The sequence below is a fragment of the Kitasatospora sp. NPDC033851 genome, from assembly GCF_055576085.1.
The window spans coordinates 57672-80657 of the sequence record NZ_JBVIRL010000009.1; the positions used below are offsets into that span (position 1 = coordinate 57672).

A 22986-nucleotide genomic window follows, 5' to 3' on the forward strand; every position below is an offset into this window, starting at 1 on the left:
CTGCTAGAGTCGAATCAGTTGCAGTAGTGGTTCCCATGAACTTTGTGTGCGCCTGCTGATATTGCAGGCGCATTTTTCTTTCCCGGCTTTTGCCGGGTGGGTGCTCATCGCGGCGACTCGAGGTTCGCACTGTGCGTGCTTCGGACAGCCTCTGAAGGAGAATTTTTAATGGCTAATGGCACCGTGAAGTGGTTCAACTCGGAAAAGGGCTTCGGCTTCATCGAGCAGGAGGGTGGCGGCCCGGACGTCTTCGCCCACTACTCGAACATCAACGCCAATGGCTTCCGTGAGCTGCTCGAGGGCCAGAAGGTCGAGTTCGACGTCACGCAGGGCCAGAAGGGCCCGCAGGCGGAGAACATTCGTCCGCTGTAATTTTTCTGCCATGGCACCCGCCTAGCAGCGAGGGGCCCGCACCGCGCAATGCCCGGTGCGGGCCCCTCGGCATGGCGCCACGGCGCATTCCCCGGCCGCTCAGGCCCTCTGGCTTCGCCACCGGCGGCCATCCCCACGCGAGACGCACAGCGCCGCGTCCGGATCGGCGCCCTGCCGTGACATCTCACGGTTCGAGGTCCCTTGCTCCCGCCCTCCGCGGTGAGCGCCGACCGTAGGTGACGTGCCGCACGGTTCTGCCGTCCACGCTCCGACCGTCACATTTCCGGCCCGTTCCCTTGCGGTCTCCGCCGGCGCCCCGCGCCGCAGAGCCTTCCTCGTGACGTGCCGCCCCGAGGAAGGTTTCCCGCATGAATCGCTCCAGTCGCTCCCCGTACCGGAACGCCGACTCCCGCTCCGGCGCCGGCTCCCGCTTCTCCTCGGGCTCCCGCTCCGGCGGCAGCTCGTTCTACGGCGACCGGCCTTCCGGCGGCCGTCGCTCCTTCGGTCGCGGCACCCGTCAGGACTCTTCCCTGCAGGGCGAGTTCGAGATGCCGGTGAGCACCACCCCGGCACTGCCGGCCGTCGAGTCCTTCGAGGAACTGGACATGCCGAAGGCGCTGCTGTCGGTGCTGACCCGTCAGGGCGTCACCACGCCGTTCCCGATCCAGGCCGCGACGCTGCCGAACTCGCTGTCCGGCCGCGACGTCCTCGGACGGGGCCGGACCGGCTCCGGTAAGACCATCGCGTTCGGCCTCGCCGTACTGGCCCGCACCGCCGGGCAGAAGGCCGAGCCGCGCCGCCCGCTGGCCCTGGTGCTGGTCCCCACCCGCGAGCTCGCGCAGCAGGTCACCACCGCCCTCACCCCCTTCGCCCACGCGGTGCGCCTGCGGATGACGACCGTGGTCGGCGGGATGTCCATCGGACGCCAGGCACAGGCGCTGAACCGCGGGGCGGAGGTCGTGGTGGCCACCCCCGGTCGGCTCAAGGACCTGATCCAGCGCGGCGACTGCCAGCTGGACGGGGTCGGCATCACGGTGCTCGACGAGGCCGACCAGATGGCCGACATGGGCTTCCTGCCGCAGGTCACCGAGCTCCTCGAGCAGGTCGCCGAAGGCTGCCAGACGATGCTGTTCTCGGCCACCCTGGACCGCAACGTCGACCGCCTGGTGCGGCGCTTCCTCAAGGACCCGGTCACGCACTCGGTGGACCCGTCCGCGGGAGCGGTCAGCACCATGGAGCACCACGTGCTCCACGTGCAGAACTTCGACAAGAACGCCACCATCGCCCACATCGCGTCCCGCGACGGCCGGGTGATCATGTTCACCGACACCAAGGACGGCGCGGACCGCCTGGTGCACGACCTGCTCGCGAACGGGGTGAAGGCCGCGGCCCTGCACGGCGGCAAGTCCCAGCCCCAGCGCACCCGCACCCTGGAGCAGTTCCACAGCGGCCAGGTCACGGCTCTGATCGCGACCAACGTCGCCGCCCGGGGCATCCACGTCGACGGGCTCGACCTGGTCGTCAACCTGGACCCGCCGAGCGACCACAAGGACTACCTCCACCGGGGCGGCCGCACCGCCCGGGCGGGCGAGTCCGGCACCGTCGTCACCCTGGTGCTGCCCAACCAGCGCCGCGCGATGACCCGCATGATGACGACGGCCGCCATCACCCCCGTCACCACCAGGGTCAGCGCCGGCGACGAGGAGCTGGCCCGCATCACCGGCGCCCGCGTGCCCACCGGCATCCCCACCGTGATCGCCGACCCTGTCGTCGAGCGGCCGCGCCGCAGCGCGTCCGCGAGCCGCGGCCGCCGCGGCCGCCCCGCCCACACGAGCGGCGACACCCGGGCCGCCTCCGGCCGCGACAGCCAGGGCTCCGCCGGCCGCCGTCGGGCGCCCAGGCGCGTCTCCCCCACCGCGTAGCACCCGCCGGGCCCGGTTCGCAGGACGGACCGGGCCCGCGCAGCACGCGGGGGACCACGGGGGCGGGGAACCACGGGGGACTGCGGGGAACCACGGGGCACCGCAAGGCCGATGGCCGGCGGCCAGGAGAAGAGGCACCAGAGGTGTGGGGACCGCTCAGCGAGGATGTGCGTCGGAGCCTGGACCTGCTGTTGGCCGGGGACACCGAGGTGGCCCGGGCGTACCGGGCACAGCTACCCCACGTGCGGATGAGGCCCGGATGTACGTGCGGGTGTCCGACGGTGGATCTGCACGTGGACGAGGACGCCGTGGCGGCCGGGCCGGTGGCGGAGCAGAGTCCGGTCATTGCTGACGGAAGTATCCGGACCGTCGACGGTGGCTACCTCGGGGAGGCGATGGTCTTCGCGTTCGGTGGGTACCTTTCGACCCTCGAGGTCTGCGTCTGGGATGACCTGGGTGTCCTGGAGCTGCCGCTCTGGCGGCGGTTGAGCGTTTAGCGGCGGTGGCGTGTCATGGCCATCACCTGATCGTCCCGAGGTGTGTCACCGCATTGTGGATGCCGTCGTGACGTCGGATCCCGGTCGCGAGCCGGTCGGTGGCGTGGCGGTACCCCGGGTGGTGGAGGGATCGCTGCAGGAGCCCGGTGAGGCGGTCGGTAGTGAGGTGGCGCAGGGGGAGGGCGGCGGGTGCCGCGCCGAGGGCGGTCAGGCGCGCGGCCCAGTAGGGCTGGTCCAGCCCGACGGGGACGGGCAGGGTGAGGGTGCCCGCGTTGAGCGAGGCGTGGGTGGTTCCGGGGCCGGCGTGGTGGACGGCGGCGCGCACCCGGGGGAAGAGCCAGTCGTGCGGGCATTCGCCGATGGTGAGGACATCGTCCGTGTCTCCGTGAAGCCCTGCCCAGCCGGACTGGATGACGGCACGGATCCGCAGCCGCTTGGTGGCGCTGACGATGGTGCGGCTGAGGTGCTCGCTGTCGATCCGGCTCATGCTGCCGAAGCCGAAGTAGACGGGGGCCGGCCCGCTGTCGAGGAAGTCCTGGAGCCGGGCGTCGGGCTGCCAGCCGGGCGGGCGTGCCGCCGGCCAGTATCCGGTGGTGGCGTGCCCCGGGGGCAGGCGGAAGCCCCGCGGCAGGAGGGCGTCGCTGATCCCGTAGAGGACCGGCCGGTGGCGCAGGGTTCGCAGGACGCCCGTCGCCTGCCGTGGCGGGGTCCCGAGGCTGCCGGCCAGGTGGGTGAGGGCGGGCGCGTACATGGGGTGGAGCAGCGTCTTCACGGCGGTGTCGGCGACGGCGTGCTGCCTCCAGGGCAGGGCGGTCATCAGTCGCGGAAGGATCATGGCGTGCGAGACGGTGTAGACGCCGAGGCACGGCAGCCGCAGTGCGTCGGCGATGACCGCGCACAGGGGGTGCATCAGCGGGTGCGCCAGGAGGACGTCGGTCCCGTTGTCGGCGGCTTCCAGCAGTGTGCGTGCCGCCGTGGTGGCGATGTCCTGGCCGTTGCGCAGCCGTTCGCGCCACGGCTTGCGCTGGGCCGTCAGCGCTTCTTGACGGTCCAGCGGCATGGTGTGGACGGGCAGGCCGTGGTCGGCGAAGCGGGGCGCGTGGCGGCGGGAGGTGGCGACGGTGACGTGGTGGCCGGCGTCCCTGAGCCCGAGGGCCAGGCCGGTGTAGGGGGCAATGTCGCCGGTCGTGCCCCAGGTGGCGAGGAGGACGCGCGTCGCGCTGTCCGGTGCGGGGTTCAAGGTGGCTTGGTGCTTCCGGGAGGCGGGGCGGGCGGGACGGGGTAGGCGGGCGGGGCGGTAGGGCGGGTGGTCACAGGCGCAGGGTGGTGGTGCCCGGGGTGGTGAGCGGCTGCTGGTGGAGGAACCGGCCGATGAGGTCGGCGAAGTCACGGTCGCGTTCCATGTGGAGGAGGTGGTCGGCGTCCTCCATGACGGCGAAGGTCACGTCCGTGATGGTGCCGGCGACGGCGCGGTTGTCCGCGACGGTGGTGATGGTGTCGTGTTCGCCGACGCCGACCAGCGCGGGTGTGCGCCGGATTCCGCCGGGCGGGAGCAGGCCGTCGAGGAGGAGGTGGCCGCGGTCGCGGACGTAGCGGACGAGGGGGTCCTGCGCGGACGAGGTCAGCTGGTTGAGCAGGACCCGGGCGGCCGCGCGGATCATGAGGACGCGGCGACCGGCCCGGGGGTTCGTCAGGAGGCCGACCAGTTGTTCGGCGGCTTCCCGGTGGGAGGCGGGGGCCGCGAGGGTCCGGGGGTGGGCCGTCCGGCCGGCGCACGGGCCTTGCAGCGCCGCTTGGTCGCCGTGTCGGTCGACGTGTCGGTCGACGTGTCGGTCGCGGTGGCCTTGGCGGGAGTCGGCTTCCCGGCGCAGGCCTTCATGGATCAGGGCGGTGAGGCGGGCTCCGGGGCGCGGGGCGGCCCCGAAGATCATCAGGTGGGTGACGCGGGCCGGGTGGTCCTGGGCGAGTCGGTAGGCGATGGGGTAGCCGGAGGAGACGCCGAGGGTGGCGAAGCGCTCGATCCCGAGGTGGTCCGGGGCTCGGAGGGCGGCGTCGGTCAGGTCGTCCCAGCTGAGGTCGGGGTGGCGCCGTCCGTCCGGGCCGACGGCCCCACCGCCGGGCGGACCGGCGGACGGCAGGTCGGGGATGAGCAGGGGGTGGCGGTCGGCGAGGTGGCGTTCCAGGCGGGCCCATGAGTGACGGTCCTGAAGGCCGCCGCCGAGAACCAGCACCGGGACCGCGTGGTCGGCGGTGCAGGGGGTGACGAGCCGGCAGGGGTAGGTCGTGCCGCGCCACGGGATGGCATGGTCCTGCACGGTGACGGTGCGGGGCGGGGCTGTCATGCGGTGGCCCTCTGGTGGCGTTCGACGAAGTCGGCCAGCTCGGTGATGGTGGAGGTGGCGGACAGGTCGGATTCGGTGATGACCAGGCCGTGGTCCTCCTCCAGGACCATGGCGAGGATGGCGACGGCCATGGAGTCGACGCCCGCGTCGGCGAGGGTCGCCTCGGGGGTGACGGGCCCCGGAGGCAGGGCGGCCTTGTGGGTGAGGACGTGGATGACGGTGGTGAGCATGTCCTGCATGGGACCGGGCCCTTCCGGGTGGCGTGTCATGGTGGCCTGTCATGGGTGAAGAGTGAGGTTCTGGGGCCAGGTGGCGGTGGTGGCGGCCCAGGTCAGGCCGCTGCCGAAGGACACCAGGACGGTGCGCTGGTCCGGTTTCAGCGTGCCCTGCTCGGCCGCGTGGGCCAGCAGCAGGGGCACCGACGCGGCGGCGGTGTTGCCGACCGTCTCGATGTTGGTCGGCATCCGCTCGGCGGGGAGGCCGAGGTCGGCGGCGACCGCGTGGGTGATGGTGGCGTTCGCCTGGTGGGCGACGAGGACGTCGATGTCGTCCAGGGTCCATCCGGCGGCCGCGGTCGCCGCGCGGACCGCGTCGCTCATGCGGCGCACGGCCTGTTTCAGCACATGGCTTCCGCTCATGCGCAGGTAGAGCTCGCCGCCGGCGTCGAGGGGGAGGCGTTGCCGGGCACCGCCCGCGGGGATGGCGATGATGTCCGCCAAGGTGCCGTCGCTGCCCCACACCGTCGGGCCGAAGGTCGGTGACTCCCCCGGTCGGGCGGCGCGCAGGACGGCGGCTCCCGCACCGTCGCCGAACAGCGGTGCGGTGTTGAGGTCGTGGGGATCGACCATGGCCGAGGCGCTCTCCGCGCCGATGACGAGCACGCTGCGCGCGGTCGCCGAGCTGATCAGGCCCCGGGCGAGTTCGCATGCGTACAGGAATCCGGAGCAGCCGGCGTTGAGGTCGAACGCCGCGATGCCGGTCATGCCGAGCAGGCTCGCCACCTCGGGGGCGCCGGCGGGGCAGAGCCGGTCGGGTGTGGTGGTCGCGAGGATCAGCGCGTCGACCTCGGACGTGCCGGCCGAGTCGAGGGCACGGCGGCCCGCCTGCGCCGCGAGGTGGACGGTGGCGGTGCCCGGAGTGACCCGGCGGCGCTGGGCGATGCCGATGCGCCGGTGCACGAAGGCGGCCGTCTGCGGTGCCATGACCTGGCTGTTGTCCACTACCGTCGGCGGGAGCCAGCTGCCGAGTCCGCATAGCACGGTGTGCGTCAAGTCCCCTCCTGGAGAGCCTTCTTGGGCGGCCGGGGCCGCTGTCGTCACAAGCCGCCGGTCAGCCGGCCGTCGCCGCCACGCGCTCCTGCGGGGCGGGCAGCGGGGCCGCGTCTTCGAGTAGGTAGGGCAGCGCCGTGGTGGGACGGCCGGTGAAGTGGCGCATCACCAGATCCGACGCTTCCCACCGCCGTTCCATGAAGACCCAGTGGTCGGCCTCGGGGATGACGGCGAACCGGCAGTCGCCGATGGTGGCCGCGAAGTCGCGCTGCTCGGCGGCGGAGCTGATGGTGTCGTGCTCCCCGCAGAAGACGAGGGTGGAGACGCCGTCCAGCCTGCCCGTCGGGTCGAGGTTCTCCAGCACCGACCGCTCCATCGTGGCGAATCCGTGGGCCGTGCTGTTCACGGCCCGCAACGTCATCCGCCGCACCAGTCGGTGGACGATGTCCCGCTGACGGATGGGCGCCCGCCCCTGCGGGCACAGGAACATCTCCATGAGGACGTCCACCAGGCCCTCGGCGTCGTCGGCGGCCATCCGCTCCGCGCCGCGCCGCCACAGGGCGGTCAGTTCGTCGCTGATGCGCACGGGCACCCCTCCGAGTGCGAGCCTGACGACCCGGTCCGGGCGACGCTGTGCGCAGCGGTGGGCGACCGCGGCGCCGAAGGAGTAGCCGAGGAGGTTGACGCGGGCCACTCCGAGGTCGTCGAGCAGGGCCTCCACGACCTCGCACATCGTCTCCATCCCCTGCTCCGGGCGCAGCGGGGTCGAGTCGCCGGCACCGGGGAGGTCCACGGAGACCAGGTCGGCGAAGGGAAGGACGTGCTGCCGCAGGACGGACCAGCCGTTCATGCCTTGCAGCACGCCCCCGATCGCGAGGACCGGAGCGATCGACGGGTCGGCGGCCCGCAGTAACTGGTACGAGAACGACAGCCCTTCGTGGGTGAGCCTGCGGATGGTCACTTCGCTCATGGTTTCTCCAACCGGTGACGGACGCGAACCGGTGCAGGACACGGACCGGCAATGGACGCGAACCGGTGCTGGCCGCGAACCGGTGCTGGCCGCGACGGCCCTGCCCGAGCCGGTCAGCCGCGCGCGGCCATCCGCTCCGTGGCGGCTCCCGGGCCGGGGACCGCGGCCGTCCGCTCGGTCGCGGCTCCCGAGTCGGCGATCGCGGCTTCGACCAGGTCGGCGGTCTCCTGCAGCGTCAGGCTGCCGGTGGCGTGAGCGTCGTCCAGGTGGACGCCGTAGTGGTCGGAGAGGGTGACGAACAGTTCCACCTGGGCGATGGAGTCCAGGGCGAGGCAGGAGAAGCTGGCCTCGGGGGTCAGTTCCTGCTGCGGCACACCGAAGGCCTGCGCCAGGTAGGAGGTGATGAAGTCCAGCGGTCGCTGATCGAGCATGTCCATGGTTCTCTTCTCCTTCTGTGCCAGATTCTGTGTCGGATTCCGTGTCAGAACACCGGTTGGATGTCGGGCCAGGTCATCGCCACCGCGCCCCACACCGCGCCGCCCCCGAAGGCGGTCAGCAGCGTGCGGGCCCCGGCCCCGACGGCCTTCTCGCGCACCACGTCGTCCATGACGAGCGGGATCGAGGCGGAGGAGGTGTTTCCCACCTCGCGGATGTTCCCCAGCCGGCCGGGCGGGCGGATCCCGACGAGGTCGGCCACCTTGTCGAGGATGCGCTGGTTCGCCTGGTGCCCGATGAACGCCTCGACGTCCTCCGCTTCCCAGCCGACCGCCCCCAGCAGGGACCGGGACACCTCCGTCATGCGCCGCGTCGCATGCGCGAACATCTGCGGGCCCTGCATCCGCAGACACCGCGCGTCGTGCCCCGCTGCCTGCACCACTGCCTGCCCTGCATCCGGCCGGGCATCCGGTCCGGCATCCGGCCGGCGGGAGCCGCCGGCGGCGATCACCGCCAGATCCTTCTGCGTGCCGTCGCTGCCCAACTGCGTGGCCAGCACCGCACCGGCCTCGTCGGCGGTACCGCGACGCAGGACGACAGCCCCCGCCCCGTCGGCGAACACGACGGCCGTCCCCCGGTCCGACATGTCCGTGATCGTCGACAGGGTCTCCGCGCCGATCAGCAGCACGGTCTCCGCGGCGCCCGCCCTGATCCACGCGTCACCGGCCGCGACGGCGTAGACGAAACCCGAACAGGCCGCCGCGATGTCGAACGCCGGCACCGTACCGAGGCCCAGCTGCGCCGCGACCCACGGCGCCGTCGCCGGGGAATGGTGATCGGGGGTGGTCGTGGACACCACCACCAGGTCCACCCGCTCCACACCCGCGCTGCGCAGCGCCCGCTGACCGGCCCGCACCGCCAGGTCCCCCGTGCTCTCCCCCGGCTCGGCCCAACGGCGGGTCTCGATCCCGGTCCTCGACCGGATCCACTCGTCGCTGGTCTCCAGACGGGACAACGGCGCATCGGTGTTGCGGACGACCCGTGACGGCAGGTGCGATCCCGTCCCGATGACCACTGCGGCCGGGCAAGCTGACAACACGTCCCCCTGGATGAACGTCGCTACGGGTGGGAAACCTCAAGGCCTCAAGGAGTGTCCCGCCGACCGGGCCGGAGACACTCCCTATCAATCGGATTCGCCTCGGCGCTCACACAACCGGGGGCGCCGGATACTCCGTACGGCCGAACCCGGGTTGCGACCGGGCCCGCCTCGGCGGCAACAGCCCGTCGGCCGAGGAAACCAGGCAGGAGCTGCACAGCCAGGCAGTCGCTGCGCCCCCAGGCGGGCGCTGCGCAGCCAGACGGACCCCCGGTGTGGTGCAGCATGCCGCTGCGCCGGGCGCGGCGCCGGTGACCGGGTCCGGCTGGTGGTCATCGCCGACGAGACGGGACTGGTGACGGCTGCTCGGTGAGGTCGCTGCGACTACTTCCGCTGCATGGACAGGTAGCAGGGGTCCTGTTCCTCGGGCTCGCACAGCATGCTCGGGGACGAGGCCCCGTACACGTCCATCGTCTCGGAGCCGTTCAGGACGATGCTCTGCTCCTGGCCACGGCCCGCTGTCCCGGTGCGCGTCCAGTGCCCTGACAGGTAGACGGGCGGTCGTGTCTCCGAGATCCGGTAGGGGGCTTCGCCGATGAAATTGGTGCGGTACCGGCCGTCCGGTAGCAGCTCCAACACCCTGCCACCGACGCCGCTCCACGTCCCGACGAGGGCCTGGTCGGAGGGGTCGGGCGGCGCCCAGCGCTGATCGGCCTGGTAGCAGGCGAGGCCCCAGGTCGCCCCGGCGGCCAGGAGGGCGGACCCGGCGAGTACGGCGCCGCCGCGCTGCCACCGCGCCCGTCCGCGCGCCGTCACCGCGAAGCGGAAGGCGACGATCAGCGCCTGGAGCGGCCACAGGAACGCGAGCAGCATGCCCAGATCGCACCAGACCAGCCAGACGAGGGAGTTGGCCTTCCCGCGACCCGGCCGGACGGTCGGCCCGACGAGGCCGGCGACCGCCATGCCGACCGCCCAGGCCAGCGCGACATCGACGTACAGGTCGAACCCGGCGGCGTCCGCCGGCTGCGGGCCGCTCCAGTCGAACAGTGCCCGGACGGCGCACCAGAGAAGAACCCCGACGATCCCGAGGCACGCGAACGCCCGGCAGGCGAACAGCAACGTGCCGAGCGCTGTTCGCACCCAGATCGATCTCTTCACGCAATCCCCCTGGTCAGCGCGTTCCACCAGAAGGTAGCCCGGATCCACCCTGCCTGACCGAACGGGTCGTCCCTGGTACAGAACTGCGACAGCAGGCCGCTGTGTTCGGCCACTGTGTGCGGCCTCCGGAACCGGGACACGGTCTGCGATCGCCGGGTCGGAACGGCCATCGCTTCCGGGGGATTCGACCTCGGCGTCTGTGGTGGGGCCGGCGGGCTCGGGCCTGGCGGCGACGTCGTCGTCGGAAGCGCGACGGGCGCAGCAGTCGACGGCCGGCTCGGTGCCTGCGGGCCGCTGTGGCAGGTAGCGACGGCCGACCTCTCTTGCGAGGTGAATGGCGTTCACCTAGGGTGGTGAACGCCATTCACCTGCCAGGGAGTCCTGCCGTGCCCACTGATTCGCGTCCGTCGACGTCTCCGACCGCCGACCGTGGCGTCATGGCCGTTCTGGCAGCCGGCGGCATCGTCACCACGCTGGTGCAGACCGCGGTCGTGCCGCTGCTGCCGCAGCTGCCCCGGCTGACCGGCGCGGCGCCGGTCGATGTCGGGTGGGTGGTCACGCTCACGCTGCTGACCGGCGCGGTCGCCACCCCCCTGCTGGGGCGTGCCGGGGACATGTACGGCAAGCGACGGATGCTGCTGCTCGCGCTCGGGGCGCTCGCCGCCGGGTCGCTGGTGTGCGCGTTCGCCTCCACCCTCCCGTGGCTGTTGGTGGGGCGGGCGCTGCAGGGTGTGGGCGCGGCGGTGGTGCCACTGTCGATCAGTTTCCTGCGGGGTGTGCTGCCGCCGCAGCGGACGGGTTCCTCGGTGGCGCTGATGAGTTCGACGGTGGGCATCGGCGCGGCTCTCGGCCTGCCGCTGGCCGCGCTGCTGGTGCAGTACGCGGACTGGCACGCGATGTTCTGGGCCATGACCCTGCTCTCGACGGGAGTGCTCGCCCTGGCGTGGCGGCTGCTGCGGGAGGAGCCCGTCCGGTCACCGGGGCGCTTCGACCTGCTCGGGGCGTGCGGGCTGAGCGCGGGGCTGGTGTTTCTGCTGCTGGCGTTGTCGAAGGCGGGTGAGTGGGGCTGGGGCAGTCGGCGGATGCTGGGTCTGTCGGGGGCGGCGCTGCTGATCCTGACGGGCTGGACCGTCCAGCAGCGCCGCGCGTCGCGGCCACTGGTGGACGTGCGGCTCGCGACGCGTCCGGCGGTTCTGCTGCCGCACCTGGCCGCGTTGCTGGCCGGGTTCTCCTTCTACGCCAACTCCCTCGTCACCGCGCAACTGGTCCAGGCGCCCCGGGCCACCGGATACGGCCTGGGGCTCTCGGTGATGGCGGCGGGTGCATGTCTGCTGCCCAGCGGTGTGATCATGGTGCTGTGTGCTTCGCTGTCCGCCCGCCTGTCCGCCGCCCGCGGGGCCAAGGCCACCCTCACCCTGGGCACGGTGGTCATCGCGGCCGGCTATGGTCTGCGCTTCGCCGACAGCCGGGAGTTGTGGGCGGTCATCGCGGGCGCGGCCGTGGTCTCGGTCGGCACGGCGCTCGCCTACTCCGCCCTGCCCATGCTGATCATGCGGGCGGTGCCGCTGGAGCAGACCGCCGCGGCGAACGGCCTCAACGTCCTCATGCGCACCATCGGGCAGGCCCTGTGCAGTGCGGTGGTCGCCACCGTGCTGGCCCAGCACACCCGCCTGTTCGCCGACACGGCGGGCGTGGCCGTGGCGGCGCCGACCCTGTCCGGGTACCGCCTGGCGTTCGCCGCGGCAGGCGCGGTTGCGCTGCTGGCCTGCGCGGCCGCCTGCCTCATCCCGCGCCGTCCGCGCCCCGCGCCGTCCCCCCTCCAGGAGACTGAACAAGATGCCCGACCCGAGCTCCGCCTCCCCGCGCAGCGCCCGTCCGCGAACGACCTCCAAGAACCCGCCGGCACCGCCGCCGACGCCCGCCCCGGACCGGCCGGCACGACCGCGTGACGCCGACGCCCGCCGCGCGGACATCCTCGCCGCGGCCCGGCGCGCCTTCGCACGCCACGCCTATGCCGACACCACCATCGCCGCCATCGCCGACGACGCGGGCGTCAGCCCGGCGCTCGTGATGAAGTACTACGGCACCAAGGAACACCTGTTCACCCAGGTCTTCACCTTCGACGCCGACGCCACCGCCCTCTTCGACGCCCCCCTGGACCGCCTCGCCCGGCACATGGTCCTGCACCTGCTCGCCACCCAACGCGGCCAGACCCGCGACCCGATCCTGCGCATCGCCTTCTCCCGCCACCACCTGGAGCTCGGCGGCCAGGCACGAGCCAACTTCCGCACGCAGGTCATCGACGCCCTCGCCGCCCGCCTCCCCGGCCCGGACGCCCCGCTGCGAGCGGAGATGGCCATCGGCGTGCTGCTCGGCCTCGGCGCCCTCTACGCGACCGTCCAAGCCGACCGGCTCACCCGACTGGACCCCGACGACGTCGCCGACCTGTACGTCCCCCTCCTGCAACCCCTGCTCTGCGGCGAGACCCCGACGGGCCGCTGACCACCACGGGATCGGCCGGACCCCGCCGGGGGCGTGTCAGTGTGACCTTGCGTAAGTGCCGTGGGGTCACCGGCTGCTGACCGGTCCTCGAAGAACAGCGAGAACCGGTCAGCGGGCCGCCCTGCGGGTGCCGGTCCGTGCCGTGGCAGACTCGGCGGCATGACTTCCTCCCTGCCCGAGCCGGACCAGCAACTCTCCGACCCCAGCGAGCTGCTGCTGGACTATCTCGACTACTACCGGTCCGTGGTCGGCGCCAAGGTCGAGGGCATGTCCGACGCGGAACTGCGCGTCAGTCGGCTCCCTTCCGGGTGGACCCTGATCGAGTTGCTGAAGCACCTCGTGCACATGGAACAGCGCTGGCTGCGCTGGGGCTTCCGGGGCGAGCAGGTCGCGGCGCCCTGGGGCGACCGCGGGCCGGCGGACCGCTGGTACGTCGCGCCGGAGGAGACGGCCGCCGACCTGATGGCCGCGCTGCACTCGGGCGGCGAGTACACCCGGGCCGTCGTGTCGGGTACGCCGCTGTCCACCGTCGCCGCGGCCGGCGGCCGTTTCCCGGACGACGGCACCGCGCGGCCCACCCTGGGCTGGATCCTGTTCCATGTCCTGCAGGAGTACGCCCGTCACGCGGGCCACCTGGACATCGTCCGAGAACTCGCCGACGGCGTCACCGGCGAATAGCCACCGGCCTGCCGGGACCGGTCAAGATGTCGCCCGCGCCCTGGTAGGCGAATACCTCGATCGAGAACAACTCGTCGGGCTTGACGGCGAGTTGTCCCGAGCCCTGGGTGAATACGGTGCCGTGGTCGAGTCTGCCGGTGGTCGTCCGGTGGATGGCCACGGCGCCTAGAGTGGCCGCGGCAGCCAGGACCACGGCCTCCGTCAGCAGGACTCGGCGCCACCGCGTCCTCACGGGGTCGCCCATGAGAATCTCCCCCGATATCCCGTCATGCAGCCCGAAGATCGCCGGACAGCATAGCGGCCGTTCCGCCCCCTCCGGCCGACCAGAACCCCACTGCCCGCGCCGGGGGTGAGACCGGGCTGCTCCGAGTGGCGCCGACGGGTGGTGGACGTCCGTCCGCGAACGCAGGCTGGCCGTGCGGTGTCCGCCCGGACCGTGCGGCGGCGGGCGCGGCACCGCGGCGGCGTCCCGGACGGGGCGGCCGGGTACGTCAGAGAGACGGGGTCTCATGGTTCATCAGGACACCGGTCCGGGTTGCCTGCCGTCCGTTCGCGGGATCGGCGGGTTCGTACGAAGGCGGACACGGTACCGGTGCGCAGGGCGCCGCTCCCGGGGCGCGCGCACGGGGGCGGCGCTGGTCGCCGCCGGTCTGGCCTTCCTGGGTGCGGTCGGGCCGACGCCGAGCAGTGCCCTGTCGGCGCCCGTCGGTGGGCCCTGGCCGGGAGCTCGGGCGCACTTCGTGTCCGGGCCCTGCCCGGAGACACCCGAGCCGGTCCCCGGGCGGTGCGGGTTGCTGGAGGTGCCGGAGAGCCGCACCCACCACCGTCACCACGGGCGGACGATCCGGCTGGCCGTGGCGATCATCCCGGCCACGTCGGCAACGCCGGCCCAGGACCCGGTGGTGTTCATGGAGGGGGGTCCCGGCGGCGACGCGTTCGGGAGCATCCCCTTCCTGATCGATGCCGGGGTGAACCGGGACCGCGATCTGATCGTCATGGCCCAGCGCGGGACGCTCCACGCGCAGCCGGCCCTCACCTGCCCGGAGATCGACCGGTTCTCCGTGGAAGCCGTCGCGCTGCGCTACGACGCCCCGTCGACCGGGCGGCGCCTGGTGGGCGCGGCGAAGGAGTGCCGGGACCGGCTGACGGCCGACGGCGTCGACCTCAGCGCCTACAACACCACCGAGAACGCCGCGGACTTCGCCGATCTGCGCAGGGCCCTGGACATCGACCGGTGGAACGTCTACGGGTACTCCTACGGCACCGAGCTGGCCCTCACCTACCTGCGCCTCCACCCCGAGGGGATCCGCTCGGTGGCGATCGACTCGGTCGTGCCCCCGCAGATCGTGAGCCTGCCGTGGACCTGGGACAGCGCCCGGGAGGGGATCGGCGCGATCCTCGCGGCGTGCGCGGCCCAGCCCGACTGCGAGCGCCGCTACCCGAACCTCCCGGACACCCTGACGGAGCAGGTCCGGCGGCTGGAGGCGCACCCCCTGAAACTGACGGCCCAGCCGCCGAGCGGGGGCGACCCGGTGGAGGTCGTCCTCGACGGCGGCGCGATGGTGAACCTGCTGGTCGCCAACACCGTCAAGGCCGTCGACGCCCCCGCCGCGCTCGACGAACTCGCCCGCGGCAACCCGGAGCGGTTCGCGCGGGCCCGCGCCGCCGACGCGGTGGGCGCCATCGGCGAGTTCGGCCACGGCCTGACGCAGTCGGTGGCCTGCAGCGAGTGGGTCCCGCGCTTTTCGGAGTCCGACCTGCTGGAGGCCGGGCGCCAGGCCTTCCCCGGGTGGCCGGACCGGGTGCTGGCCCAGGCACCGCAGCTTCCCTTCGAACACCACCTGTGCCGCGCCTGGGACGTCCCGGACCGCACCGCGATCCAGCGGGTGGCCACCGTCAGCGACGTGCCGACGCTCGTCGTCTCCGGAACCTTCGACTCGAAGACCGGCGCGAGCTGGGGGCCGTTCACGGCTCGGACGCTGTCCCGCTCGACCACCGTACGGATCCCCGGCATCGGCCACTGGGTGGTCCCCCAATCGCCCTGCGCGCAGAGCGTCCTGGCCTCCTTCCTCACGCATCCGACCGCGCCCGACACCGGCTGCGTGGCCGGGCTCTCCCCCAAACCGTTCACCATCACCCCGGACCCGGAGACCGCATGATGTCCATCCGCCCACCTCACCACCGGCGCACCGCGCGACGGCTCCTGGCCACGCTGGCCGGCGCCACGGCCGGCGTCCTCGTCACCGGCCTCGCCGTCGTGCCCGCCCAGGCCGACACCGGCGCCACGGAGCGCCTCGGCACGGTGGCCCGGACGGTGGGCCACGCCCACTTCCAGCCGGGCCCCTGCCCACGGACGGCGGACCCGGCTCCCCCGGTCAAGCGGCCCCGCTGCGGAACGCTCACGGTGCCCGAGAACCGCTCCCGGCACGACGGGCGGACGATCACCCTCGCCGTCGAGATCGTGCCCGCGGCCACGAAGAGACCGGCGCCCGACCCGATCGTGTGGCTCGCCGGCGGGCCCGGCGACGACGCGGTCTCCGAGATCCAGCTGGCGCTCAACGGCAACCTGAACCGCGACCGGGACGTGATCTTCATGTCCCAGCGGGGAACCTACTCCGCCGACCCGCAGCTCACCTGCCCGAACATCGACGAGTTCAACGCGCGCGCCCTCAACCTCGTCTACGGCGCGCCGTCCACCGGGCGCCTGCACGTCGAGGCGACACAGGCCTGCCGCGACGAACTGGTGGGCCGCGGGGCCGACCTCAGCGCCTACAACGGCACCGAGAGCGCCGCCGACTACGCCGACCTGCGCGAAGCGCTGTGCATCGACCAGTGGAACGTGTTCGGCATCTCCTACGGCACCGACCTGGCCCTGCTCTACATGCGCCTGCACCCGGAAGGCATCCGGTCGGTCGGCATCGACGGCGTCCTGCCGCCGTCCCTGGCGGGCGGGGCCGTCACCTGGAAAGCCGCCCGGGAGGGCACCGACGGCCTGTTCAAGGCCTGCGAGCAACAGGCCGCCTGCAACGACCGCTACCCGGGCCTGAAGGCCACCTTCGAGCGCCTCGTCGGCGAACTCGAAGCGCAGCCGGTCACCACCACCGTCACCGTCCCGGGCCAACCCGGCCCGGTGGAGGTCGTGCTGGACGGCGGAGTCCTGGTGAACTGGCTGGTCTCCGCCACCCACGTGGCGGCCGGAGTGCCCCGCTCCATCGACGAGCTGGCCCACGGCAACCCGCAGCGGATCGCCGAACAGTGGGCCGGGGGCAAGCTCAGCCCGCAGGCCATCGGCAGGACCTCCCACGGGCTCGCGTACGGCATCTTCTGCAGCGAGTGGACGCCGTTCGAGAGCCAGGCCGAGTTGATCGAGGGCGGGCGGCGCGAGTTCCCGTCGTTCCCCGAATCGGTGCTGGCCAACGCGCCGCTGCTCGCCTTCCTCCACGCGGACTGCCGCGCCTGGGACGTTCCCGCGGCACCGGCCTCGATCCGGGACGTGACGCACAGTGACATTCCGTCGCTCGTCCTGTCCGGCGGGTTCGACGCCCAGACCGCACCGAGCAGCGGGCCGTACGCCGCAAGCACGCTGAGCCGGTCCACCGAGGTCACGGTCCCCTACGTCGCCCACGTGGTCTTCGCCGACTCGCCGTGCGCACAGTCGATCACCCGTTCGTTCTTCGACACCCCGACCGCCCCCGACACGGGATGCCTCGCAGGCCTCCAGCCGCCCGCGTTCGAGATCGGGGCGTAGTCGGGGCGTCATCGGGGCGTCGGGGCAGCCCGACCCATCGATCCCGCCGTTCGGGCGGGCGGGGGGGGGGGGGGGGGGGGGGGGGGGGCCCCCCCCCCCCCCCCGCGCCCGGGGGGGGGGGGGGGGGGGCGGGGCGGGGGGGCCCCCCCCCCCCCCCGACGCCGTCCTGCCCCCGGTCAGGCCCGGTCAGGTTCGGTCAGGCCCGGGAGGGGCCCGCTCCTGCCCCGGTGGTCGTGATGGCCGCGGCGATCTCGTCGAGGTCGGCCGGGGTGAGGTTGACGTGGGCTGCCCCGATCCAGCCGTCGACCTGGGCGGGGGTGCGGGCACCCACGATGGCGCCGGTGATGCCGGGCCAGGCCAGGGCCCAGGCGACGGCGGTCTCGGCGACGGTGACGTCGTGGCGCTCGGCGATCGGGCGCAGCGCGTCGGCGAGCCGGAGGTTCGCGGTGAGTCCGGTGGTGAAGTCCGCGTGCGCGGAGCGCCAGTCGTCGGCGGGCAGGTTCGCGGCGCGCCCGGCGGTGAACGCGCCGGTCAGGAGCCCGGATTGGAGCGGGGAGTAGGCGATGACGCCGGCGCCGTGGGTTTCGGCCCAGGCGATGTCGAGGGCGGCGGTGCGGTTGATCGCGGAGAACGGCGGCTGGATGGCGTCCACGTGCGCGATGCCTTCGGCGGCGTCGAGTTCCGCGACGGCGTGATTGGACAGGCCGATCGCGCGGACCTTGCCCTCGGCTTTCAGGTCGGCCATGGTCTGCCAGTACTCGGCCAACGGCGTCGCGTTCGGGGACACCGCCCCCGTGCCGTGGCCGGTGTACTCGAGGGACTCGCCGGTGTCGGGGTAGTGCACCTGGTACAGGTCGATCCGCTCGACGCCCAGGCGGCGCAGGGAGTCCTCGACCTCGCGGCGTACGCTGGCGGCCTTCATGATCCGGCGCGGGGACGCGGTGGGGTCGGCCGGGTCCCAGACCAGCCCGGCCTTGGTGAACACGAAGGGCCGGTCCGCTTCGGGGAGATCGGCGATGGCCTTGCCGACGAGCTCCTCGGAGTGCCCGAGGCCGTAGACCGCGGCGGTGTCGATCCAGTTGACTCCCCGCTTCAGGGCGTGGCGGATCGCGGCGACGGACTCGGCGTCGTCGCTCGCGCCCCAGCCGAACGCCCAGCCGGAGCCGGACACCGCCCACGACCCGAAGCCGAGCCGGGTGATGTCCATGTCCGTGGTGCCCAGGCGTCGGGTGGGCAGGCTGTCATGCGTCATGCCGGTGTGCTCCTCGGTCCTTTTGGTCCTTGCATTCGGTGTTCTGCTCGTGGTCCTCGCCGCTGCTGCTGCGGCTGCTGCTGCTGCCGAACGGGAACGTGCCTGGTCGGACGTCACGTCAGATCGCGCAGCGGGACGCGGACGACGGAGTAGGGCAGGTGCGGATCGGTGACGGCCCACTGGAAGTTGACGGCGAGGATCGCGTCGCCGTCGAAGGCCCCGGTGGAGGGCCGGTCGAGCAGTGGGTTCGTCGCGCGCCGTTCGAGGGTGCCGGAGGCGTACCCGGCGTCGAGCCGGACGACGTCGACGATGCTGTGGTTGTCGCCGATGTGGTCGACGCTGCTGAGCGCGTACAGCGTGTGCCCGCGCATCAACAGGCCGTCGCCGGTGACGCCCGCGCCACCGAGGTCGATCCTGCGGATGTCCTTGGTGCGGCGGTCGATGCGGTACAGGGCGCTGTCGTTGTCATGCGCGACGATGACGTACCGCTGGTCCGGCGTGACCACGATGCCGTTGAGGTTGAAGCCGTCGCGGAAGACGATCGGGGTGCCGGCGAACTCCTCGAACACCGGCAGCCGGGAGGTGGCCGGGGCGTGACCGCCGAGTTGGTCGGCGGCGATCCGGTACAGGCGCGGCTGCACCGAGTCGGTGACGTAGACGTCGCCGTCGTCGGCGACGGTCAGATCGTTGAGGAAGCCCGCGGTCGGGCCGGCGTGGGAGGTCAGGCCGGTGTCGAAGGTGTGCAGCAGCTTGCGGGTGTGCGTGTCGTACACCCACACCTTCCCGGTGGAGCCGCCCGCGATGATCAGGCGTCCGTGCGCGTCGACCTTCATCCCGACCGCGGTGGCACGCCCGTCGGCGCCCGGCGCCAGGAACGGCTCGACGGCCCCGGTGCGCAGGTCGCCCCGGTAGACGGCACCGTCACCGGTGCTCCCGGTGTAGAAGTACGGCTCGTGCGGGTCCCGGGCGATCCCCTCCGGACCCGCGTCGGTTCCCGGGATGGCCCACACCGTCGGGCGATGGGCGGCAGGGGGACGCCAATCCTCCGGTGCCTCCGGTGCCGCCGCGGCGAGGGGCGCGGCGGCCGTGGCGACAGCGCCGATGGCGGTGGCGAGGGCGAAGGCGCGGAGCATGGTGCGAGATGTACGCATGGTGTGCTTTCGGTTCGTCGGAGTGCTGCGGACCGACGCTTACGCTCGCACTCCCGGATCCGCCGGGGGAAAGGCCGAATGCGCAATGCGGTGATGCACGGATCGCATCACCACGTGCCGCACGTCCGGGAGATACTCGCCCTCATGACCACGGCGAACGCGGACCAGGAACGACCGCCGGGGAGGCTGGTACAGCTCCCCCAGGCACCCGACGCGATCGAACTGCGTCATCTGCGGGCGTTCGTCGCGGTCGCCACCGAACTGCACTTCGGCCGGGCCGCCGCACAGCTGTACGTGTCGCAGCCCGCACTGAGCCGGCAGATCCGCTCACTCGAACGACTCGTCGGCTGCGATCTGCTGCGCCGTTCCACCCACCAGGTGGAGCTCACCCTGGCCGGAGCGGCGCTGCTCGACCGCGCCCGCCGGGTCCTCGACGATGTCGACGAGGCGGTCTCGGCAACCAGGCGGATCGGCGGTGAACTCGCCGCCCGCATGGCCCAGTACTGGGAGCCGGTCGGTGACGCGACGGACCGGGAGCTGCTGGCGCTGCGCACCGCGTACGAGGCGCTGCACGCACAGTTCGCGCCGCCGCCCGAGGTGACCGTGCGGCCCGTCAACGCCGACGGCGTCCCGTCCCTCCTGCTGACGCCGCCGAACGAGGCGAGCGCCACGGTTCTGTTCCTGCACGGCGGCGCGTACGTCAGCGGATCCGCCTTCGGCTACCGGCCGTTGGCCGGTGCCCTCGCCACCGAGTGCCAGGTCGGCATCCTGCTGCCCGACTACCGTCTTGCGCCCGAGCATCCGTATCCGGCGGCGGTCGAGGACGCGCTGAGTGCCTATCTCTGGCTCGTGGACAGCGGGACTACGCCAGGGGAGGTCACCGTTGTCGGGGACTCCGCCGGCGCGCACCTGACCCTGTCCGTCCTCCTCACCCTCAGGCAGCGGCAACTGCCGCTGCCCGGCCGCGTGGTGCTGCTCTGCCCGGGCGTCGACCTCGCAGGCCGCGTCCTGGACGACGAACCGCAGGAACCCCAGCCGGCGGCCCTGACGGCGGAAGCGCTGCGGCGACGATTCATCACCGACTACCTTGCCGGCCACCCGACGGACGATCCCGTCGTCCGCCCGCTGACGGCCGACCTGAGCGGCCTGCCGCCGATGCTCGTCCAGGCGGGCACCGGCGACCCCCTTCTCGCGGACGCGCGCCAACTGGTGGACCGTGCACGCGAAGACGGTGTCGATGTCCGCCTGGAGCTGTACCCGGTGGCCACCCATGACTTCCACATCTTCTGGTCGTTCCTGCCCGAAGCCGCCGACGCCCTCTACCACGCGGGCCGCTTCATCCGGAACACCACCCACAGGCTCTCCCGCCCGACGGCGACCGGGACGACTCCCGCCAGCTGAACTCGGCGCCCGAGCACGCATCGACGAGCCGTGCCGAGCAAGCGGGGCCGAGCGGGGCCGAGCGGGGCTGGGCCGGGCTGGGCCGAAGCTCAGTTCCCCGTCGGCGCCGGGTCCTTCGCCGGCCCGGCGAGGGGCTCGGGTTCGAGTACGAAGACCGGGATCACGCGGTGGGTCCTCTCCTGGTACTCGGCGTACGGCGGATACGCGGCGACCGCGCGCTGCCACCACTGGGCCCTCTCGTCCCCGGTGAGCTCACGGGCCCTCATGCCCCGGCGTTCGGGGCCGTCCTGGAGATCCACCTGCGGATCGGCCTTGAGGTTGAAGTACCAGGCCGGGTGGCGTGGGAAGCCGCCCTTCGAGGCCACCGCCGCGTACCGCCCCTCGTGCTCCACGCGCATCAGCGGAATCTTGCGGATCCTGCCGCTCCTCGCGCCGCGCATCGTGACGATGACGACCGGCAGGCCCGTGTCCCAGAGCGTTGCGCCCTGTGCGCCACCCGAACTCTCGTACAGCTCGACCTGTTCGCGCACCCACTGCGCCGGACTCGGCTCGTACTCGCCCTCAAGAGGCATCGCATTCACCCCATCGTCGTGCACGGATCATGTCGGGACATTCCAACACAAGCCTCGCGCCACAGGGAGACCGCCGCTCCCGCCCTGCCGACGACTTCACGTGCGACGGCAAGGTTCCGGTGTCACACCTGGCCTTGTGTCTGCGCAGGTTGTGTCTGCGCAGGTCAGGACATCCTCCGGCAGCAAGGTCGAAGGAGACAGGACAGCTGTAGAGCTTCGCCACAGCCCGTCGTAGGCCGGGCATGCCGCCCTGGGAGGTGAAGCGGGCCCCACAGTCTCAGGCGCAACAACCTCGACCGGCACTCTCGCGAGTCGTCAACTGTCGCTCTGTGGACCGGTGAGGTTCTTGGTGAGCCATTCCAGGGACATCGGGACCAGCTTCTCGAAGTCCGTGGTTTTGTGGTTGCCGCCGGGCTGCTCGTAGTACTCGACGGTGGTCGGGGGGACAGCCTTGGCGACCCAGGCCTTGACCAGGTTGACCTCGTAGGGGGTACCGCCGCCGGCGGTGGCGAGCATCTTGACGGCGGCTTTGCTGGTGGCGATCAGCTTGTCGGGACCGTTGGCGGCCTGCTCGGCCTCGTGGCCCTTCCAGAGCAAGGAGTCCGCCTTGAAGTCGCCGTCGATCGGTACGGCGGCCTTGTAGAGGTCGGGGTGCTGCAGGGCCAGCTTGGCGCTGCAGTCCGCGCCGCTGGAGGCGCCCATCAGGCCCCAGCTGTCAGGGCCTTTGAGGGTACGGAAGTTGGCGCGAACGAAGTCCGGGATGTCCTGGGACAGCCAGGTGCCCATCTTGGGCTGGCCGGGTATGTCGGAGCAGTCCAGGGACCGGTGCTCGTCAGCCGTCAGGTTCTGCACCGGCATGATCATGATGAAGGGGTGCGCCTTCTGCTCCTGGACGAGCTGGGCGTCGATCTCCTGGATCGGCAGCTGGTTGTCCGTCCAGGTGTTGTAGCCGTTGCTCTGACCGCCCGCGTAGAGGGTGAGCACGGGGAAGCCGAACTTGGCATACCCCGGGTCGCTGTACTGCGGCGGCAGCCAGACCCAGACCTGGGCGGAGACGCCGGACTTCTTGCCCGCCAGGGTGGTCATCATGATCGGGCCGGCCTTGGTGTCGCGGGCCTTCTTCAGGTCGGTGGCCGGGCCGGTCGGCATCATGACCTTGGAGTCCTTCGGCGGCGTGCTGCTCGCCGCGGCGGAGGGCGTGGACGGGGTGCCCGCCGCCGCGTTGTCACCCGCCCTGGGATCGGCAGCCTGCTTGCCGCCACCGCTGCAGGCCGCCAGGGCGGAGCACAGTGCGAGCGCGGTGATACCGGCCAGGACCGCACGGGCGCGGGTGGGGTGTGACTGCGGCTGCTGCATGGTGAAAGCTCTCCGATCGATATCAGGCCCGGCCTTGCCGGTACCGAGCAGTGGTCCTGGGTCCCCGACCTCAGGACGATTGGGTGCGGGCACGGGCGTCCGCGGTCCAAGGCCAGGAGCCCAACGGCGAAGACGTCCCGCCCGCCGCGGTCCGCCGACATCCTGGCGGGCGGGCTCACCCCGCACCCAGGCGTCGCGGTCCGCCGCGCGCGGCGGGAAGCCGGTTGCCGGCCTTGAGGGCTGTCCGCTCCAGTGGGGTGCACCGA

Annotated in this window: 22 protein-coding genes; 9 read left to right on the forward strand and 13 right to left on the reverse strand. The window is 72.3% G+C overall.

All coding sequences use genetic code 11. The features are described from left to right. Nucleotides 1-168: 168 nt before the first annotated feature. From ACZ51D_RS19095 to ACZ51D_RS19105, 3 genes are all read left to right on the forward strand, one after another. On the forward strand, nucleotides 169-372 hold the full coding sequence (locus tag ACZ51D_RS19095; protein WP_045694210.1) for a cold-shock protein: 204 nt from the start codon (nucleotides 169-171) through the stop codon (nucleotides 370-372). Between the two features lie 368 nt (nucleotides 373-740). Further along, complete coding sequence (locus ACZ51D_RS19100) at nucleotides 741-2294, forward strand: DEAD/DEAH box helicase (protein WP_360504836.1); 1554 nt, start codon at nucleotides 741-743, stop codon at nucleotides 2292-2294. Nucleotides 2295-2575: 281 nt separating this feature from the next. Further along, nucleotides 2576-2791: a hypothetical protein gene (locus ACZ51D_RS19105; RefSeq protein WP_465624960.1), complete on the forward strand. Its 216-nt coding sequence runs from the start codon at nucleotides 2576-2578 to the stop codon at nucleotides 2789-2791. A 22-nt stretch (nucleotides 2792-2813) separates the two neighbouring features. Here the strand turns inward: ACZ51D_RS19105 and ACZ51D_RS19110 are convergent, their stop codons facing one another. The 8 genes from ACZ51D_RS19110 to ACZ51D_RS19145 form a co-directional block, all read right to left on the reverse strand. Further along, nucleotides 2814-4031, reverse strand: coding sequence for a glycosyltransferase (locus ACZ51D_RS19110; RefSeq protein WP_465624958.1), 1218 nt, complete (start codon nucleotides 4029-4031; stop codon nucleotides 2814-2816). A 70-nt stretch (nucleotides 4032-4101) separates the two neighbouring features. Next, a complete protein-coding gene (locus ACZ51D_RS19115; protein WP_465624956.1) occupies nucleotides 4102-5133 on the reverse strand; it encodes an alpha/beta fold hydrolase in 1032 nt (343 codons plus the stop codon). Then, nucleotides 5130-5363: an acyl carrier protein gene (locus ACZ51D_RS19120; RefSeq protein WP_465624955.1), complete on the reverse strand. Its 234-nt coding sequence runs from the start codon at nucleotides 5361-5363 to the stop codon at nucleotides 5130-5132. Before ACZ51D_RS19120 ends, ACZ51D_RS19115 begins: the two co-directional genes overlap by 4 nt. A gap of 48 nt (nucleotides 5364-5411) precedes the next feature. After that, nucleotides 5412-6404 carry a beta-ketoacyl-ACP synthase 3 gene (locus ACZ51D_RS19125; protein WP_465624954.1) on the reverse strand — a complete coding sequence of 331 codons (993 nt, stop codon included), beginning with the start codon at nucleotides 6402-6404 and terminating at the stop codon, nucleotides 5412-5414. Nucleotides 6405-6462: 58 nt separating this feature from the next. Further along, the gene (locus ACZ51D_RS19130; protein ID WP_465624952.1) at nucleotides 6463-7371 is read right to left on the reverse strand and encodes an alpha/beta fold hydrolase; all 909 of its coding nucleotides are present in this window, start codon (nucleotides 7369-7371) and stop codon (nucleotides 6463-6465) included. Nucleotides 7372-7484: 113 nt separating this feature from the next. Continuing rightward, nucleotides 7485-7808 (reverse strand): acyl carrier protein, encoded by a 324-nt coding sequence (locus ACZ51D_RS19135; RefSeq protein WP_360504850.1) that lies wholly within the window; start codon nucleotides 7806-7808, stop codon nucleotides 7485-7487. A gap of 44 nt (nucleotides 7809-7852) precedes the next feature. Beyond that, entirely contained in the window at nucleotides 7853-8905 is a 1053-nt protein-coding gene (locus tag ACZ51D_RS19140) for a beta-ketoacyl-ACP synthase III (RefSeq protein WP_465662940.1), read from the reverse strand. A gap of 381 nt (nucleotides 8906-9286) precedes the next feature. Beyond that, nucleotides 9287-10060 (reverse strand): hypothetical protein, encoded by a 774-nt coding sequence (locus tag ACZ51D_RS19145; protein ID WP_465624950.1) that lies wholly within the window; start codon nucleotides 10058-10060, stop codon nucleotides 9287-9289. Between the two features lie 437 nt (nucleotides 10061-10497). Here ACZ51D_RS19145 and ACZ51D_RS19150 point away from each other — a divergent pair, with 437 nt between their 5' ends. The 3 genes from ACZ51D_RS19150 to ACZ51D_RS19160 all read left to right on the forward strand — a co-directional run bounded on the left by ACZ51D_RS19150 (nucleotide 10498) and on the right by ACZ51D_RS19160 (nucleotide 13240). Next, nucleotides 10498-12009: an MFS transporter gene (locus ACZ51D_RS19150; protein ID WP_465662942.1), complete on the forward strand. Its 1512-nt coding sequence runs from the start codon at nucleotides 10498-10500 to the stop codon at nucleotides 12007-12009. Next, nucleotides 11897-12562, forward strand: coding sequence for a TetR/AcrR family transcriptional regulator (locus ACZ51D_RS19155; RefSeq protein WP_465624946.1), 666 nt, complete (start codon nucleotides 11897-11899; stop codon nucleotides 12560-12562). Before ACZ51D_RS19150 ends, ACZ51D_RS19155 begins: the two co-directional genes overlap by 113 nt. 159 nt (nucleotides 12563-12721) lie before the next feature. Further along, nucleotides 12722-13240 carry a DinB family protein gene (locus ACZ51D_RS19160; protein ID WP_465624944.1) on the forward strand — a complete coding sequence of 173 codons (519 nt, stop codon included), beginning with the start codon at nucleotides 12722-12724 and terminating at the stop codon, nucleotides 13238-13240. Here ACZ51D_RS19160 and ACZ51D_RS19165 read toward each other — a convergent pair. After that, nucleotides 13227-13400 carry a hypothetical protein gene (locus ACZ51D_RS19165; RefSeq protein WP_465624942.1) on the reverse strand — a complete coding sequence of 58 codons (174 nt, stop codon included), beginning with the start codon at nucleotides 13398-13400 and terminating at the stop codon, nucleotides 13227-13229. The two genes, ACZ51D_RS19160 and ACZ51D_RS19165, sit on opposite strands and share 14 nt — an antisense overlap. A 640-nt stretch (nucleotides 13401-14040) precedes the next feature. On the opposite strand from ACZ51D_RS19165, the gene ACZ51D_RS19170 reads away from it, so the two are divergent. Together ACZ51D_RS19170 and ACZ51D_RS19175 are read left to right on the forward strand one after the other, a co-directional pair. Continuing rightward, nucleotides 14041-15399, forward strand: coding sequence for an alpha/beta fold hydrolase (locus ACZ51D_RS19170; protein WP_465662944.1), 1359 nt, complete (start codon nucleotides 14041-14043; stop codon nucleotides 15397-15399). After that, nucleotides 15396-16988: an alpha/beta fold hydrolase gene (locus ACZ51D_RS19175; RefSeq protein WP_465624938.1), complete on the forward strand. Its 1593-nt coding sequence runs from the start codon at nucleotides 15396-15398 to the stop codon at nucleotides 16986-16988. The genes ACZ51D_RS19170 and ACZ51D_RS19175 overlap by 4 nt, the downstream gene beginning before the upstream one ends. Before the next feature lie 196 nt (nucleotides 16989-17184). Here the strand turns inward: ACZ51D_RS19175 and ACZ51D_RS19180 are convergent, their stop codons facing one another. Together ACZ51D_RS19180 and ACZ51D_RS19185 are read right to left on the reverse strand one after the other, a co-directional pair. Next, a complete protein-coding gene (locus ACZ51D_RS19180; protein ID WP_465624070.1) occupies nucleotides 17185-18240 on the reverse strand; it encodes an aldo/keto reductase in 1056 nt (351 codons plus the stop codon). 113 nt (nucleotides 18241-18353) lie between these two features. Next, a complete protein-coding gene (locus ACZ51D_RS19185) occupies nucleotides 18354-19391 on the reverse strand; it encodes an SMP-30/gluconolactonase/LRE family protein (protein ID WP_465662946.1) in 1038 nt (345 codons plus the stop codon). A 144-nt stretch (nucleotides 19392-19535) separates the two neighbouring features. Between ACZ51D_RS19185 and ACZ51D_RS19190 the strand changes: the two genes are divergently transcribed. After that, nucleotides 19536-20792: an alpha/beta hydrolase fold domain-containing protein gene (locus tag ACZ51D_RS19190; protein WP_465662948.1), complete on the forward strand. Its 1257-nt coding sequence runs from the start codon at nucleotides 19536-19538 to the stop codon at nucleotides 20790-20792. 89 nt (nucleotides 20793-20881) lie between these two features. On the opposite strand, the gene ACZ51D_RS19195 is transcribed toward ACZ51D_RS19190, so the two are convergent. Both ACZ51D_RS19195 and ACZ51D_RS19200 read right to left on the reverse strand, forming a co-directional pair. Continuing rightward, nucleotides 20882-21364: a nitroreductase family deazaflavin-dependent oxidoreductase gene (locus tag ACZ51D_RS19195; protein WP_465624075.1), complete on the reverse strand. Its 483-nt coding sequence runs from the start codon at nucleotides 21362-21364 to the stop codon at nucleotides 20882-20884. 315 nt (nucleotides 21365-21679) lie between these two features. Beyond that, on the reverse strand, nucleotides 21680-22720 hold the full coding sequence (locus tag ACZ51D_RS19200; protein ID WP_465662950.1) for an alpha/beta hydrolase: 1041 nt from the start codon (nucleotides 22718-22720) through the stop codon (nucleotides 21680-21682). Nucleotides 22721-22986: the final 266 nt, after the last annotated feature.